General features: G+C 43.3%; 18 protein-coding genes. All 18 read right to left on the bottom strand.

What is annotated here, in order from left to right:
* Positions 1-4: 4 nt before the first annotated feature.
* Positions 5-229 carry a hypothetical protein gene (locus QZT18_RS02310; RefSeq protein WP_294143864.1) on the bottom strand — a complete coding sequence of 75 codons (225 nt, stop codon included), beginning with the start codon at positions 227-229 and terminating at the stop codon, positions 5-7.
* A 124-nt stretch (positions 230-353) separates the two neighbouring features.
* Positions 354-557, bottom strand: a complete 204-nt coding sequence (locus QZT18_RS02305; RefSeq protein WP_294143863.1) for a hypothetical protein — start codon at positions 555-557, stop codon at positions 354-356.
* Positions 535-1,020: a gamma-glutamylcyclotransferase family protein gene (locus QZT18_RS02300; RefSeq protein WP_294143862.1), complete on the bottom strand. Its 486-nt coding sequence runs from the start codon at positions 1,018-1,020 to the stop codon at positions 535-537. The genes QZT18_RS02305 and QZT18_RS02300 overlap by 23 nt, the downstream gene beginning before the upstream one ends.
* 99 nt (positions 1,021-1,119) lie before the next feature.
* Positions 1,120-2,067 (bottom strand): amidoligase family protein, encoded by a 948-nt coding sequence (locus QZT18_RS02295; protein ID WP_294143861.1) that lies wholly within the window; start codon positions 2,065-2,067, stop codon positions 1,120-1,122.
* Between the two features lie 138 nt (positions 2,068-2,205).
* Positions 2,206-2,433, bottom strand: coding sequence for a DUF4314 domain-containing protein (locus tag QZT18_RS02290; protein ID WP_294143860.1), 228 nt, complete (start codon positions 2,431-2,433; stop codon positions 2,206-2,208).
* Positions 2,417-3,148 carry a virulence protein gene (locus QZT18_RS02285; RefSeq protein ID WP_294143859.1) on the bottom strand — a complete coding sequence of 244 codons (732 nt, stop codon included), beginning with the start codon at positions 3,146-3,148 and terminating at the stop codon, positions 2,417-2,419. Before QZT18_RS02285 ends, QZT18_RS02290 begins: the two co-directional genes overlap by 17 nt.
* Before the next feature lie 86 nt (positions 3,149-3,234).
* Complete coding sequence (gene dcm / locus QZT18_RS02280; RefSeq protein ID WP_294143858.1) at positions 3,235-5,154, bottom strand: DNA cytosine methyltransferase; 1,920 nt, start codon at positions 5,152-5,154, stop codon at positions 3,235-3,237.
* On the bottom strand, positions 5,144-6,394 hold the full coding sequence (locus QZT18_RS02275; RefSeq protein WP_294143857.1) for a site-specific DNA-methyltransferase: 1,251 nt from the start codon (positions 6,392-6,394) through the stop codon (positions 5,144-5,146). Before QZT18_RS02275 ends, dcm begins: the two co-directional genes overlap by 11 nt.
* Before the next feature lie 14 nt (positions 6,395-6,408).
* Positions 6,409-7,191, bottom strand: coding sequence for an S-adenosylmethionine synthetase N-terminal domain-containing protein (locus tag QZT18_RS02270; RefSeq protein WP_294143856.1), 783 nt, complete (start codon positions 7,189-7,191; stop codon positions 6,409-6,411).
* Positions 7,192-7,193: 2 nt separating this feature from the next.
* Positions 7,194-7,745: a P27 family phage terminase small subunit gene (locus QZT18_RS02265; protein WP_294143855.1), complete on the bottom strand. Its 552-nt coding sequence runs from the start codon at positions 7,743-7,745 to the stop codon at positions 7,194-7,196.
* A gap of 112 nt (positions 7,746-7,857) precedes the next feature.
* A complete protein-coding gene (locus QZT18_RS02260) occupies positions 7,858-8,217 on the bottom strand; it encodes an HNH endonuclease (RefSeq protein WP_294143854.1) in 360 nt (119 codons plus the stop codon).
* Positions 8,218-8,346: 129 nt separating this feature from the next.
* Complete coding sequence (locus QZT18_RS02255; RefSeq protein WP_294143853.1) at positions 8,347-8,805, bottom strand: hypothetical protein; 459 nt, start codon at positions 8,803-8,805, stop codon at positions 8,347-8,349.
* Between the two features lie 43 nt (positions 8,806-8,848).
* Positions 8,849-10,225: a DEAD/DEAH box helicase gene (locus QZT18_RS02250; RefSeq protein WP_294143852.1), complete on the bottom strand. Its 1,377-nt coding sequence runs from the start codon at positions 10,223-10,225 to the stop codon at positions 8,849-8,851.
* Complete coding sequence (locus QZT18_RS02245; RefSeq protein ID WP_294143851.1) at positions 10,206-10,487, bottom strand: VRR-NUC domain-containing protein; 282 nt, start codon at positions 10,485-10,487, stop codon at positions 10,206-10,208. The genes QZT18_RS02250 and QZT18_RS02245 overlap by 20 nt, the downstream gene beginning before the upstream one ends.
* A gap of 132 nt (positions 10,488-10,619) precedes the next feature.
* Complete coding sequence (locus tag QZT18_RS02240; protein WP_294143850.1) at positions 10,620-12,854, bottom strand: phage/plasmid primase, P4 family; 2,235 nt, start codon at positions 12,852-12,854, stop codon at positions 10,620-10,622.
* A complete protein-coding gene (locus tag QZT18_RS02235) occupies positions 12,845-13,306 on the bottom strand; it encodes a DUF4406 domain-containing protein (RefSeq protein WP_294143849.1) in 462 nt (153 codons plus the stop codon). Before QZT18_RS02235 ends, QZT18_RS02240 begins: the two co-directional genes overlap by 10 nt.
* The gene (locus QZT18_RS02230; RefSeq protein ID WP_294143848.1) at positions 13,296-14,099 is read right to left on the bottom strand and encodes a phage antirepressor KilAC domain-containing protein; all 804 of its coding nucleotides are present in this window, start codon (positions 14,097-14,099) and stop codon (positions 13,296-13,298) included. The genes QZT18_RS02235 and QZT18_RS02230 overlap by 11 nt, the downstream gene beginning before the upstream one ends.
* Before the next feature lie 91 nt (positions 14,100-14,190).
* On the bottom strand, positions 14,191-16,173 hold the full coding sequence (locus QZT18_RS02225) for a DNA polymerase (RefSeq protein ID WP_366925781.1): 1,983 nt from the start codon (positions 16,171-16,173) through the stop codon (positions 14,191-14,193).
* Between the last annotated feature and the right edge of the window lie 63 nt (positions 16,174-16,236).

Here is a 16,236-nt window from a genome sequence, read left to right as displayed (position 1 = left end):
TAGCTTAGTTGTATTCTTTCATAAGTAATGCTAAGGCAAGTTGTGTGTTTTCATCGACTGGCTCTATGTCCCAGCCCCTTTCATAATTGCATACTTCCTTGCCATTTCTTCTTAAGGTCAGCTTGGAAATGCGCCCTTCCTCAATTCCAAACTCGCTGCCCTCTTCGTAGGCTTTTACCCAGTAATGAAAAATGTCATTTTTTACTTTAATGCTTCCTTCATGCCACATAATGATTTCCTCCGTTTTCTTTGTTTTCCCTTTCGGTAGTATACATATTACCGCTACAACGGCTATATATCCACTCAATTCGGAGCATATACTACACAATCATTTGTAGAGGAATTTGTGTATATTATGGCCTTATGGTTCGGTGTATAGTTTCCAGAATCTCTTCTTGTTCGGATGATTTCACGCCCATACTCTCCAAGGCTTCTCTCGTGCCACAGTCTGGGCAGATGAGTGTTTCATTATCTGCTCTCGAATGAGCAGGCGCACCGTGATAGGCTTTGCCACATCGTGGGCAGATTTTCATTTCAGTGATTTCTCTTTTTCCCATGTTTAAATGCCTCCTCTGATTTTATCTGTGCTTCTGCAAGGAAGTGTTCATCAAAGCCGAAGCTGATGTACCCCTCAAGGCAAATGCTCACATAGGCGAATGACGGAATGCCAATGCTTCGTTCCTCATGCATGATGTACACAAAGCAGTCTCGGACTCGTGTCTTTCCTGACTTGATGCCCTTAATCGGCAACTGCATCTCCTTCTTGTAATAAAAGGTGGGGAATCCCTCGTAGCGGTCAAGAGCCTTTTCATCCTCGGCATTCACTGCCCAGACCGCCACAGGAACACTCGCCCCAGATTTGGGTTCAATGGTAAGGTACGCTCCTGTCTGACTTCCCTTAAAAAGTAGTTCGTAGTCTGTGATTGTTGCTGTCCCAATGATTCGTGCCGATGGGCATCGCATCCGCATCTGACGAATGTTTAAGTTACTGCCGTAGGCAAGGTAATATCGTTTCTTCATAATGGTATCCATCCTTTCCGAAGGGATTACCCTTCTACCACCTTAAGACCACCGAAGTGGTCGGGGTAAGGTGGCAGGAGGCTAACTCCTGCGTGTCCTTCAAGCGGCTCTGCCGTTTCTGAAGGCTGTATCCCCTGCAAGTTTCTTTGTAAGGGTTTCCCTTGCCGTTTTGAATTCTTCTCCGATGAAGCCAAGTCTCAAGAGCCAAGTTCTCATTGCGTATTTTGGATTTTCATTCTGCTGTGGTTTGGCGCTTGCACTCTTTACCATTTTCGCCATTTGGCTGAGTGCAAGGCAAAGCTGAATGTAGCTTTTTAGCTGTCCGGCATGAAGTCCGTTCAGCTTGCCGTCTGCCGGGGCATCAAATTGGAAAAGTCTGAATTCAATTGTTCCCTTGGTAAAGGTTGCATGGTAGTTCAGCATATGGTAGCGACTGTCGTTGTAATGGTGGTCTCTGCCGTAATTTGCACCGTTGGAGGAGTACCAAATGTCTGCAAGTGCCGCCATCGTCTTTGGCTTTTTCTTGTTGACCTGCTCCAAGAACCGTGGGTCAACCGTTCTGCAGTAGCGATGCATCCTGCCTCTATCAAGGTCGAGGGCATCAGCTATGAGGTTTTCGTGGCTCGCCATGATGTTTGCAAGGTTTCTCATGGTCTGTGGGGTGTGTCCGTTTGCTCCGATGTGAATGTGAACTCCGCAGCCCCTTGTCGCATCGCTTTTTGCTCCTGCGTGGCGAAGTTTTCGGATAAGTTCCTGCAAAACCTCGATGTCTGCGTAGGTAAGAATTGGGGTTACCAGTTCGCATTTCTCGCTGTCGCATCCGGCGATGCTGACATCCTTTTGGAATTTCCATTCTCTACCGTCTGCGTCCCAAGCTGACCAAGTGCAGTAACCGTTGCGTCCGGCTGTATTCTCATATCTGCCTGTACCAAAATGGGTGGCTGCAAGTTTTGCTGCCTTGTCCCTTGCGATGTTGTTCATCTCGACCTCAACTCCGATGGTCTGCTTTTTCATTCCCTCGATTTGACTTGTTATTTTCTCATTCATTCGTATTTCCTCCGTTTGGCTTTGTGTGTTTTCCCTTTCGGTAGTACACATATTACCGCTGAGTGCTGACTATATCCACTCAATTCGGAGCATATACTACACAATCTTTTGGGGAAGAAATTGTGTATCTTACAGCACTTATTCATTGCTGATTTTCCTGCATATGTCCTCGCCATACACCACATTTAAGTGGCTACCGTTATCCCAATTCACAAGAATGCTGGCTGTATCATCCACTCCTGTTACAGTTCCCTTTGTTCCAATTGGCGGGGCCTGCATATCGTCCATCTGCACCAGCTCCACCCTTGTTCCTATGGGGTATTGATTGCGTACCCTTGCTACTGTCTCTCTACTCGGAAATCTCATCAATTGCCACCTCTTTCGCACCATTCTTAAATGCACTGCTTCCTGTCAGATTCTTCAACAGGATTTTTCTATCTTTCTTGTATTCTGCTCCTACAAATCCCAGTCGGAGGAGCAGGCACCTGAATGCGTATTTTTCATTCTCCACTTCTTTTTCAATGTTGGAGATTCGCTTTTGTTCCTTGCTCATTTTGCAAAGAGCTGCAATAAAGTCTGTGTATGCTTTTACCATGTCAGCATCCAAGTTGTCTTTAAACCAAGGAAAGGAAATTTTCTCCTCATCAATGATGATTGGCAGTTCGCTGATTCCCAGTGCCTTTTTTATTAGGTTGCCCTTGGCTTCCAGAAGATTTGTAAGGTTGCCTGCAAGCACCGTATCCAGTGGCATTGCCACCGTAAGCCCCACTGTTTCGCCCTGTGGCTTGGTGTTGGATTCTTGGATTAGTTCTTCGCCTTTGGTTGAAAGCCAAGCCTGTGCGGTTTCTGCAGTCCCTGCGGCAATGCCTCGGTCAGCAAGTTGTTCCAGCAAGTTTTCTATTTCCTCACTGTCTGCACTGTCATCAAAGGTAACCGCGCCTTGTTTATCCACCGCGAAATAATCAATCTCGTATGCCATGCTTGGTACTCCACAGTATTTGGGTTTTACATTTAGGGTTTCTCCCATTGCAGTAACCAGCGCTTTTCGCTCTGCACCTGTTCTGTTAAATTCAATTCTCAATGTTTGTACCTCCTTTGTTTTGGTACTACATATATCACTCTAAAGCCGATATATAGCAAGTAATATGTGATTTATTTAGCACCAAATTATTGTGTAGGAAACTGTGAGTAATACACAATGCCAGAAAGCACAAATACCACATTGGGAAGTGCCACACCATTACCCCACATCTTATATTCTGTTGAATCCGAATGTGGATTTCGTAGCCATTTGATGATCTGTTTCTCGGACTTTGGTTTCGTGGATTTACCCATGATATGACGATGTGTTTCAAACACCTCGCTCCACCATTTGATTTCTTCTTTGGTCGGATTTGCCGTTCCAAGATCACTGCACCACCAATCTGGGAATCCTTGCAGTCTTGCACATTCTGTTGGAGTCAATCTTCTAACGATATAATCCTGTTCTAAAATATGGTAATCACCACTAAAAGCCTCTTGATTCCCTAGCCACTGCTTGGAACCCATACTCGCTGCCAATGTTCCAAAGACATCTTTGCCAGATGCCGTTCGAATATCATTTATGATAGGTGGATCTTTGTAATCTCTTGCAGCAAGTGTCGGTGCTTTTTCATGATTTATCTGCATGAAGTTACCCGTGGTCATAGAATAGGTGGGAACTGCCACCGCACTTGGTCCCTGTGCATTTAAAGTAGAGTTGATACCATCTTCTGTGATTCCCATCTTCCTTGCATAATTCCGACCACAGTTATAGCTTTCACGGTCAATGGCATACACCACTGCGTGTTGTTCGATGGTATTTAAGGTATACATGACATCCGATTCTTTATAGCCATCACCCTTATGGGAAGGTCTACTACCATTCCCTTCCACTACCATAATGCCACCTTGATTACAGGCGGGATTGCCACCATTCGCATCAATAGTTCTGGAAGTGTCTGCTTCATAAAATCCACTCTTTGGATTTGTTGATTTCATAGAATTACTGTCCTTGGAACAGACTCCATAGGCCTTTGGCACAAATACCGTCTGGTCATTATTGCATCCAAGCGTTGCCGACAAATCTTCCTGAATCAATGCACCTTTTCCACCACCCTCACATCCACTTCGGATTTTCAGTGTCTTTGGTGTCTCTACTACGAATGGCTGATTATTACCACCCGTTCCATAAGTGGAACTAACGGTTGGTGCTGTATTAAGCGGTCCATTGTATCTTGTATCCTGACTATGATTTTCAAAAACCAAAGGCGGATGTCCTGACGAGGCACGAAGCGTTGAGGTTACATCTTCTGTCACATCCATACGATTTCCACCTTGGTCATTTAAGCAGATTGTGCCTGTTTCTCCAATGCTCTCTTTAACATTTCTGGCAGTTCCTTGCCACGAACAGAAGCTCTCCTTAGAATACCTAGACAAGCCTTCTGACTCAAATAATATTTTTCCGGCACACCCACCTGCAAAATCTGCGACAAGGTAGATACGTTTTCTTCTTTGGGGAACTCCCCAAAATTGTGCATCAAGCACTCTCCATGCTGCTGAGAATCCATCTCCCACAATTTCTCCTGCTTTTGTCCACTTGTCAGATTTAGGAATAGAAACCCCTTCGTCTTTGATTTTGCAGATTTCTTCGAGGACTGCTCTGAAGTCTTCTCCTTTGTGTGAGGAGAACGCACCTGGGACGTTTTCCCAGACCACAAATCTTGGATATTTGCCATTTGTCTTACACCTCATTTCTTTCACGATTCTCACCGCTTGATAAAATAGAATGGAACGCTCACCGTCCAGTCCGCTTCGCTTGCCTGCCACCGACATATCTTGGCAGGGACTTCCAAATGTGATGATGTCCACAGGCGGAACTTCCGCACCATTTAATTTACTGACATCACCAAAATGTTGAATATTCGGCAGTCTTTTTGTAGTAACACGGATAGGAAAAGGCTCAACCTCCGATGCCCACAAAGGGGTAATCCCGGAAATCAAGCCTCCCAACGGAAATCCGCCGCTACCATCAAACAAACTCCCAAGTGTTAAGTTGTTATTCTCCATCGGCACTGACCTCCAAATTCCCAAATTGGATCGTCTCGCCATCACGAATAACGGATACAGCATCCGCAGAACCGACCTGCTCTATATATCGTTTCACAATCACATCACAGTATTTTTCATCCAACTCGATGGTGTAACAAATTCTTCCCAACTGCTCACTTGCAATTAAGGTAGAACCACTGCCACCAAAAGGATCAAGCACAATGCAGTTACTCATGCTGGAATTTTTGATTGGATATGCAATCAGTGGAATTGGCTTCATAGTCGGATGGTCACCGTTTTTCTTCGGTTTATCAAACTCCCAGATAGTTGTCTGCTTCCTGTCGGAATACCACTGATGTTTGCCTTTCTTCTTCCAACCATAAAGGCATGGTTCATGCTGCCACTGATATGGACTTCTTCCAAGCACAAGGCTCTGCTTCTTCCAAATACAACAGCCGGAAAGATAGAATCCAGCATCTTCAAAAGCCTTACGGAAAGCAAGGCCATGAGAATCACTGTGAAATACATAAATAGAACCATCATCTGCCATCACCGTATTCATCTGCGTGTAGGCATCAAAGAGAAATTTTTCAAAGGCTTCTTCGTTCATACTGTCATTCTGTATCTTACCAGCACTACCTTCATAGTTGACGTTGTAAGGGGGATCGGTTACCACAAGATTTGCTTTCTTTCCATCCATGAGGACTGTATAGGTTGCTTCCTTTGTGCTATCTCCACAGATGAGTCTATGATTTCCAAGTAACCACACATCACCGCTTTTTGTAACGGGCGGTTTTTGTAATTCCTCATCTACATCAAAATCATCATCCTTTGTATCATTATTATCACCTGCAAATAATTCTGCGATGTCTTTTTCATCAAAGCCAGTGAGTCCGATATCAAAATCTTCTCCCTGCAAGGCTTCAATCTCAACTCTTAATAGTTCTTCATCCCAACCTGCGTCCATCGCCATACGGTTATCTGCTAAGATATAGGCTTTCTTCTGTGCTTCTGTCAGATAATCGACCAATACACATGGTACTTCCTCAATCCCCTCTTCTTTGGATGCAAGGATTCTTCCATGCCCAGCGATTACATTATATGCACTATCAATAATGACGGGATTAACAAACCCGAACTCACGAAGACTGGAGCGAAGTTTATTGACCTGCTCTGCAGAGTGTGTCCGGGCATTATTTACATATGGTATTAATTTTGAGATGGATATAAGCTGCATCTCAGTCGTAGTTCTTGCCATCTTCCACCCCTCCTTTAAAAAAGACCCCACTCGGCAAACTTCTCAAAGCCACCAATGGAATCAATAAACGTTCTTGCTTCTGCCACAATGTCTGCATAGGGAACACCATCCACAGTATCATCGCCAATAGCACAGACAAGCTGCACAGGTTGTCCTGTTTTTTGTGCTTTTAGGAATGCATGAATGTTGACGGATACATCCGCTTTGGATAAATCTTTCCCATGAAGACCTCCTCCCGTTACGGAGTCAGCCATATCAGAACCAAGTTTACGATTGGTGGCTCCTGTATCAATATCCGTACCACCGGCCCAATCACCAAGTGGATTGACCTCTGCACCCGGGTATGTGTTTTTCAGTTCCTCACTGTCTGCATTGCTCTGACAGATAATCAGCCTGACACCGTCCAGAATGTACTTTCCATCATATGTGTACTTTTCATAAATGGAACGAGCAATTGCTGACAATTCTCTTTGTTCCTCAGTAACTGGCATTCCTTTAAAAATTCCATTATCCCCACAACGAATTTCTTCTTCCTGATTCTTTGCAAGATGCGTATCCTGCGGATAGATACATATGTCACAACGTAAATCCCCTGCAATGCGATAAAAAATCATTGCAATATCTTCTTTATCGAGGTCAGTATTTGTTTCGATAATGATGTGACCATACTCATGACCAATCAATACTTCCACCGCAATCTTCGGATTATCTTGTCTTTGATATGCTAGATCCACAATGGCTCCTGCAATTCTATCTGCCACCTTGTCCGGATGACTCGGATTTACTTTTTCTATCATAATTACATTCCCTTCCTTGCTCTAAGCAATCGTTCCATCACATCATTTTGTGGTGCTTCATCGCTGTATTCTGTTTTGCAGTTTTCTTTTACGATTTGGAATATCTCATTCCACAAACGCACCGCTTGGTTCATGTAGTTAATTCCAATATTGATAAATGGAGATGGTATTGGCTTTTGTGTAGTTGGATGCTTTGAAAGAAATCCTAACTTACTAGTCATTTCCTCACACTGAATCCAACGAGCAGATGCCATCGCATAACGCTCCAATAACTGGCCTGACACTTTCTGACTGCATCCGATACTCTTTAACCACTCCCATGTTTCTCTGTAAATATCAGCGGCTTGCAGTTCACTGCCGTCACGCTGTTCTGCCGATAAGAAATCATGTGGCTTCGGCATTTCCACACCTTCCATTTCAGGAATATCTAAAACTTCTAATTTCCGACCTCCCGGATTTCCATTGGCGGCCTTCTCTTTTACAGCAGCTTTCTTTCTTCCTGCGCCTGCTCTGGCACCGCCTCTGCCGCCCGTATTATTTGATTTTGTAGGCATTTATTTTTCGACCTCCTTTATTACCCTTTTGAAAACGCTCTTTTTGCGCGTGTGACCCCCGCACCGTTCCCGGTGTAGGCCGGTGTAGGGATTTTTACCGCCCCTACCCCTTTCAGTGGTTATGCCACCTGTCTCCACTCTTTGCATGAATCCTTGCATGGCACTCTTTACATAAAGCCATCAGATTATCTCGATCATGAGTTCCGCCTTGTGATAGCGGTAGCTTGTGATGTATCTCTTCTGTCTTTACATACTTACCTTCCTTTAGGCACTGCTCACACAAAGGGTGTGCTGCTGCATAGCTGTCACGGATGCGTTTCCACACTCGTCCATACCTACGGCGTACAGCAGGGTCTCTGTCGTACTTCTCGTAGCGTTTGTTCTCTTTTCTTTCATGTTCCTCACAAAACCGTCCTTCTGTTAGGTTGGGACAGCCGGGGTAAGAACAGGGCCTCTTTGGTTTCCTTGGCATCTTTTCCACCTCCTTTTGGACATAACAAAAGCCCTGCAGGAATGATCCCACAAGGCTCGCTGTTTGTTATTCATTTTTTGATACTATTACTATAACACGTCTATTCGGTAAATGCGTCCACGATATTACTCATTGCTTTCCAAACAATAAAACAGTCAGATGATGTAAGGCACGATTCTTCCTGTTATATGCAGAAGAACGCTCAATGTGGAAGTGGTCACAGATGTCATACACGGCTCCGCTATTAAAATCTTCCTCCCCATAAAAGGTATCCAGAACATAACGCTCGTCTTCTGTCAATTCTGACCACGCAGGCTGAAACCATTCCATGTATTCTATCGCCTGTCTGTATCGTTCCCTTAACACATCAATTTCTTCAATACCTTTTAAGATGCGCTCTTCTCCTGCCTGTGGATTATGACTGTGGGGCATTCCATCATAACGGGGACTGCCAATGCCACTCATCTTGTCATAGGTGTTCTTGATTTCATCATCTGTGTGTTTGATGATAAATTCCATACTGCTGTAATCTTTCAAAACATCCACTGCTGCAGAACGCTTGTCTAAATACTTCCAAATGATACTCATAATTGCTACCTCCGATTAAGAATTTTTAAGTTCCCTCGGATTGTCATTTTTTGTCGTTGATTGTCAGATTTGCTTTGACTGCATCAATTAATGCAGACTGGGTACTATTCTTTTGCGACAGTGCTTTCATAATTCGCTCATCGATAGTCCCTTTTGTGATAATGTGCTGTACCACAACTGTTTTTGCTGCTTGTCCCTGTCTCCAAAGTCTGGCATTGGTCTGTTGATATAATTCCAAACTCCAGGTAAGTCCAAACCACACAATGGCTGATCCACCACTTTGCAGATTCAATCCATGCCCTGCACTGGCGGGATGAATCAGTGCAATCGGCAGTTCTCCCGCATTCCATTTTTGGATGCTTTCCTCGCTGTCCAGTTTTGAAAATGGAAGGTGCAATTTTTTCAGTCTCTTTGCAATACGCTCATAATCATGGCGATACCAATAGGCTACAAGAAGCGGCTTTCCATTTGCGGCCTCTATCAAATCTTCCAGTGCATCCAGCTTTCGCTCATGAATTTTAATAATGGATTCATCATCGGAATAAACTGCACCATTTGCCATCTGACACAGTTTTCCTGAAAGAGAAGCTGCATTAGCCGCTGTGATATCGCCGTCCGGTAATTGCAATACTAAGTCCTGCTTTAATTCTTCATATCGCTTTTGCTCTGCTTCCGATAGATAAACCATACATTTTGAACTTACCAACTCTGGCATTTTCAAATGATCCGTTGCCTTCATGCTAATGGTAATATCTGATATTTTGTCATAGATAGCTTGTTCTGCTCCCGGCAGAGGCTTATAGGAAAAGATAATCTGTCCATTTCGCTTATCAGGCATAAAGTAGGTACTGCGATACTGTCCGATAAATCTCCCAAGTCGCTCTCCCATATCCAGCAATCGAAACTCTGCAAATAAATCCATCAATCCGTTGCTGCTTGGTGTCCCGGTAAGTCCTACGATTCTTTTTACCTTTGGTCTTACTTTCATCAAAGCACGAAACCGTTTTGACTGATGGTTCTTAAAGGATGATAGTTCATCCACAATAACCATATCAAAATCAAAGGGATATCCACTGTACTCCGCAAGCCACTGTACATTTTCACGATTGATAATATAAATATCGGCTTCTTTATCAAGTGCTGCCATTCTCTCTTTTGCTGTTCCTACTACGACCGAATATAGTAAGCTGTTTAGATGCCCCCACTTTTTCATCTCATCTGACCAAGTATTTCTGGCCACACGAAGTGGTGCAATCACAAGAATCCGATGTACTTCAAAGCTGTCAAACAACAAATCATTGATAGCAGTCAGCGTAATGCTTGTTTTTCCTAAACCCATATCAAGCAGGACTGCTGCAATAGGGTGTTTTTCAATATAACGAATAGCATATTTTTGATAATCATGTGGCTCGTATCTCATCAATCATTCCTCCAATCTGGCTTTCCTCATCCAGCACATAAACCTGAAAGCCTAATCTTTGCAGTAATCTATGTCTTGCAAGCTGTAAGGGACGAGGCTTTTCTCCCGGTGCTTTTACTTCCACGAATCCCATCACTCCTAACGGGAGAAGTACCAATCTATCAGGCATTCCGTCAAATCCCGGACTTACGAACTTTGGTGCCAGACCACCTGCATTCTTTACTTCCTTTACCAGCTTTTGTTCTAATACTTTTTCACGCATAATTTCCACTCCTTTTTCTTAGGGTAGACACCACCGACACCTCCCCCTATAACTCCTCTATATAAAGTTTTTTTCTGAAAAAACTCCCTATAAGAGACTTTATGTAAAGAGGTGTCTGAGGTGTCTACCTTTTTACTCTTCTTCAAATGGAGATTTTAGTTTTAGCCCTAAAATCAGCCTTATATTTTTCTTTTTTTGCTTACGAAACCCACCATTCTCCAACGCCGCATAAAAGTCAGCAGAATTACGAGTATACTCACCCATACGCAAACAATACGCACGGTACTCATCATAAAGTTCGCCTGACTTTTCCTGATAAGAACTATCCACCTCACAGCAATCATCTAAGAAATTACCAAACCAGTCATTGCGTTTCCGATACTCGCCAATGGCATTGCTGACACAAGCCGGTACACTCAATTTGAAGTTTTGCTTGATAACCTTTTGTGCGCCTTCAATGATCCACTGCATGATAAAGGAGCCTGCATTCTGATACAGATAGTCTGCATAATTCTTAATATCACTGCGTCCTTCAATTTTGGCATCAAAGGGAATCACGATCAGCCTGCGCCAGGTACCTTCATCATTGGCACCCACTCTTGGCAGATGATTGGTATAAAGAACAATGGTATGACTTGGTGTGAACTTAAAAGGATCTTTATATTTCTTTTCTGCATAGATATCATCGGTGGAACAAAGCTGCTTGATGATGGAAGTATTCAGTCTCATTCCTTCCTCCAACTCTGCTGCTATCACCAGACGTTTTCCTTTTAGTTCTGCCATCTCCGGTTTGACATTTCGCTTACATCCAACCGTTAAGGTATCCGCCGACATATTCCCTGCATAACTACCAAGTACTCTAGCAATGGTATTCCAGAAGGTGGATTTCCCGTTTCTTCCCTCACCATATGCAATGATAAGAGCCTCCACATACACCTTTCCTACAGATGCCATACCGACAATCTGCTGCACATAATCAATCAACTTCTGATCCTTGCAAAAGAAGGTATCAAGCGCATCTAACCACAACTGATTCCCGCCATCTCCCGGCGCACACGTTGTCTGTTTGGTAATGAAATCCGAAGATTCTGGTACCTTTGCCTTTTCAAGTCCATGCATCAAGTGATAGGTCTGTCCCGGAACATTTAGCAGATACTCGTCTTTGTCTAAATCAGAGACCTCAATGGCAAGCATCGGCTTTGCTGCCTGCAGTGCAGACACCACGTATTTCATATCTCTTCGCTTCATTACAAATCCAAGATACTGTTTGGCTATCAGATACTTTCGGTATAAATCAAGTTGGTCTCCTTCCAGTGTCTTTTCAAATCGTTTCCCACCAGCGGCCACTTCATTTTCATCGGCACCACTTTTTATCATGACATCCATCGCTGTTTTCATTTCATCCAATGCATCCTGTAGCTGTAAGTCCAAAAACTCCTCCATTGCACCCACAGCCCTTTGCTTCGATTCCACCCAATATTCTCCATTGTAGCGAAGATAGTCTGTAGCATCGGTAAAGCACAGCTCATCTCCATATTCACGAGAGACCACCTTTGCCTGTCCGATATCTGAGTAATCGGCAGGCTTTAATGTTTCACAGGCAAAATCATCATTGTACTCATCCGGCGAAACATACCCGTCCTGATTCTGGATTTTACGTGCAAACTTAGTAGCACTGCTCCATATGATTCCAAGTTCCTCCTCATCAAGTGGAGGATCACATTTTGCTGCTTCTTCTAAGAAAATCTCATGAGCATGGTCTGTTGCACCATACCGTTTAACCACCCTTCCTGCAAAGCGAGACATGGTGGTGTTTCTTTGTCCCTGTGGAATTGCTGAGAGTGATGGCTTCAAAAGACAATCAATGGTAATCTCACCCTCATGCCAGATAATCTCATCACAATTCGTTCCATAGATAAACCTTGCAGCATCCAGCGCATTTTCATCAAAGAATGGAAACTTCTGATAGATGGCTGTTTTTAAAGCCACGCACTCGCTATCTGTCTCAATGAGGTCGTGTGGAAAATATACATGATGCCTTGGTCTTGCAGTTTTCCCATCTTTGACTTTCATGTTATTGCGGCTTGGAACCACAATGTAACTGACATCCGGGAACAACTTTTCATAATTCTCCGGGTAAATCCAGTCATCTGGATTCTCGGAATGATCATTGTCACAATCCATCACATCCACATCCGATGTTCTGAAATTATCTTTGCTGCGATAGTTTTTATCAAACCAGGCACATACATGGTCATAACCAACCGCCGCCATGAAATCTATTTCATCCTCAATCACACAACGATTAGGATAAATGCAATTCTTCTGATTTCCCTTACAATTGGCTGTGTATAGTGTTACTCGCATACTTCCACCTCCTCGCATTCTACTGTAAAGTATCTAATTTTCATATGACGTCTCTTTGCTAGATTCATTTCATGATCCATTCCCTTTAAAATCACACCGCCAAACACCCATAATTCCTTACATTTTCCAACTAGCACATAATTGATGACATGGCAGGCGATATACCTCTCTGCCGGATCTTTATCATTGATAAACTGTGGATACAGCAAATGTGGAGTCATAGGAATGTTATGTTGCTCAAAAGCAAATCTACTGTATTTCCTTGCGTTTTCTACATTCCTCTTGATATCTCCGCTATAAGGCGAACAGATATAAACAAGTGGTCTATAGCCATCTGCAGTGGGGAAGTCGGCTGCCCTTAAGGCTGCCTTTTCTTCCTTTTCCACGTTGTGAAGTGCTGCATATGTTGTCGGATCAAAATATCCCTCACTGTTATACTTATCAATCAACATCGAATTCCTCCTGTTCCATTGTTGGCAGAATGTCATCCATCTTTAATAAATCGTAAATGAATAAACGTCCCTGTTGTGTCCAGTAGGTATGCACCTTTGTGTGAACACCTCCGTCCGTTGCTGGATAGCTGTGTGTCTTGGTACTGGTGTATCCTTTCTCTGCGTACTTCTGATAAAGAAGCCAGATTTTATTTCCTTGCTTGTACTGCACTCCCTTTTCATGGAGATACTGATTCATGTGATTGGCACTCCATCCATAGTCTTTGGCAATGACAGAAATGGCTACCAGATCTTTGCAATTTAAAACCACATCATAATAACTGGCTTTCGGTTTCATTTCCGTAATCTGCTGCTTTTGCACTGCTACCGTCTGATTCAACACTGCGTTTTGTGCTCTCTCGGCCTTTAATTCCTTGAGCGCAGCAATCAACATATCTGGATCATCTAACAGTTCATCCACTGCATACACACCATGTTTTCTTATAGCCGGAAGAACTTCACTCGTTACCCAGCGTTTAAACTTTTTAGCTGTTGGCAGCTTACTGGAAAGAATAAGGCTGTAAAGACCAGATTCATTGATAAGTACAGGTTTCTGTTCTCTCCCGATGGAGTCGCAAATTGCTACCCCATCTATCTTGTCCTCCTCATCTACTCTTTTTGCCAAAGCATCCCTTGTGTTGCTGTAGCCAAGAATCTCCGCCACATCTTTACCGACAAAATATGGCACCTCATTTACAGTTACGGTTCTCACAGAGCCAAACTCTGCATTGTTAAAAATTTGCATTTCGTTCATAGAAATACCTCCTAAGATTTTTTGAAGACCATTGCCTTCTAAATCTCAGTCAAAAGAAAAACGAGGGAGTAAACCCCCTCGCAAAATTTCTTTAGTCTTTTTTGTAAAACATGGTTTCATATCCATCTGCCCGAAGTAACAGTCCCTTAATCCAAGGTGGTGTCCTCCCCATCTGTTCACATACTGCCTCCAATGATACATCCTTGCTGCACTCAATAATCAGTTCATCATGAACGTGTGCCACTATAAAACAGTAACGAAGCGTATTCATGGCATACATTAAAATATCTCTGCTGATAGCCTGCACAATATTTTCTACAAATTTAGGACCATAGCTTTCAATACGTTCCCACTTCTTTGTGCTACCAACACCTTCATAGGTTACAGATTCTCCCCCGAACTGGTTCACTCCCATACGTGGCTTCACATAGGATAATGTCCTCCCCGAAGGAAGTTTGATGAACAGCATCCCACTCTGACAGAAAATATGAATCAGACCAACGTCCACTGGAATCTTTTGTTTAATAGCACATTTCACTGCACGGTCAATATCCCACCAGAACTGCACGATTCGAGCATTGGAAGTACGCCAAGCATCCACAAGTGGCTGCAGTTCCTCTTCGGTAAGTCCCATATCTAATGCTCCCATTGCAGTCAGCGCACCTGTCGCGCCGCCATAACCAAGTGCCAATTCTGCTATCTTTCCCTTCTGGCGAAGGTGTCCGTTCTCCCCATGCTTTACTACCGGAACATGAAACATAGCGGATGCCGATGCACAATAAATATCTCCGTTATTAGCAAACACCTCCATGCGCCATCGTTCTCCTGCAAGAAAAGAAAGCACTCTTGCTTCAATGGCAGAAAAGTCAGATACAATGAACTTATATCCTTCTTTTGGTACAAAGGCAGTACGAATTAGCTGGGATAATGTATCCGGGATATCATCGTATAATAATTCCAATGCTTCATAGTTACCTGCCCTTACTAAACTTCTAGCCTGTTCTAAGTCTGACATATGATTCTGTGGTAAGTTTTGTAATTGAATCAATCTGCCAGCCCATCTGCCACTGCGGTTGGCACCATAAAATTGAAACATTCCTCTGGCTCTTACATCTTCGCAGGCCGCATTTTCCATTGCCTGATATTTCTTTACCGATGATTTGGCAAGTTGCTGTCTTAAGCACAGGACTTCTTTTAATTCATCCGGTGCGTCCTTGATTAATTCTGCCACTGCCTTTTTACCAAGCGTATCGGTTTCCATGCCATGATCAGCAAGCCACTGTTTCATTTGTATAACCGAATTTGGATTTTCTAAATGTGTCAACTCCTTCAATTTTTCCATTAGCTCCGATTTAGACTTTGTATCAAAATCAATCGCCTTCTCTACTACATCCATATCAAGAGCAATTCCCCGGTCATTGATTTCTTGATCCAGATGATATTCATACCACACAAAATCCGGTACTGGATAGTTACATAACTTTTTCTGAATGGACATCTCCACTTCCACATCTCGCTTATTATAAAATTTGAACATCTCCCATTTATCTGCATCATGCTTTGACAGATTACGAGTCCTTCCACCATTCACCTTCGTTGGCTTGCAGGGAACACAAAAATAGCGAATGAGGTCTTTTCCTTCCTGTAGCTTCTGTTCTTCCAATCCCAGCACTGCTCCCACTCCTGCAAGGGATAATGGCAGACCCATGTAGGCAGACCAAACACAAGAACATTGCCAAGATGCCGGATCAAGATAAACTCCTACCGTATCTTCTTCAATGCTATAGCTGCAAAACTCCTGTGGATAGTTCCTGCGAAGCCATGCGGATAAACAGATTCTTTCAAAGGAAGCGTTAAAAGCCCACTTTAGAACAGCGCTATCGGTTACGGCTTTTATAACTTCCATTGATATTTCTTCTCCACTGGCAAGATCAATCACCTGGACTGCTCCGCCATTCACTGCATAACCAAACAGTAAAATGTCAAAACTAGGGGATTCCGTATATTTGTATACGCCACACTTCTTTAAATCAATATCTGAAAATGTCTCAATATCGATTGAGAGAGATTTTATTTTTTCCATATTGTCTATTCCTTTCCAAACAAACAAGGCGGTCAAGATTACTCCTGCCGCCCC

This window comes from uncultured Clostridium sp., assembly GCF_900547735.1.
Taxonomy (GTDB): domain Bacteria; phylum Bacillota; class Clostridia; order Lachnospirales; family Lachnospiraceae; genus Otoolea.
The sequence above is the reverse complement of the archived record's forward strand: the minus strand, read 5'-3'. Positions and strand labels throughout refer to the sequence as shown.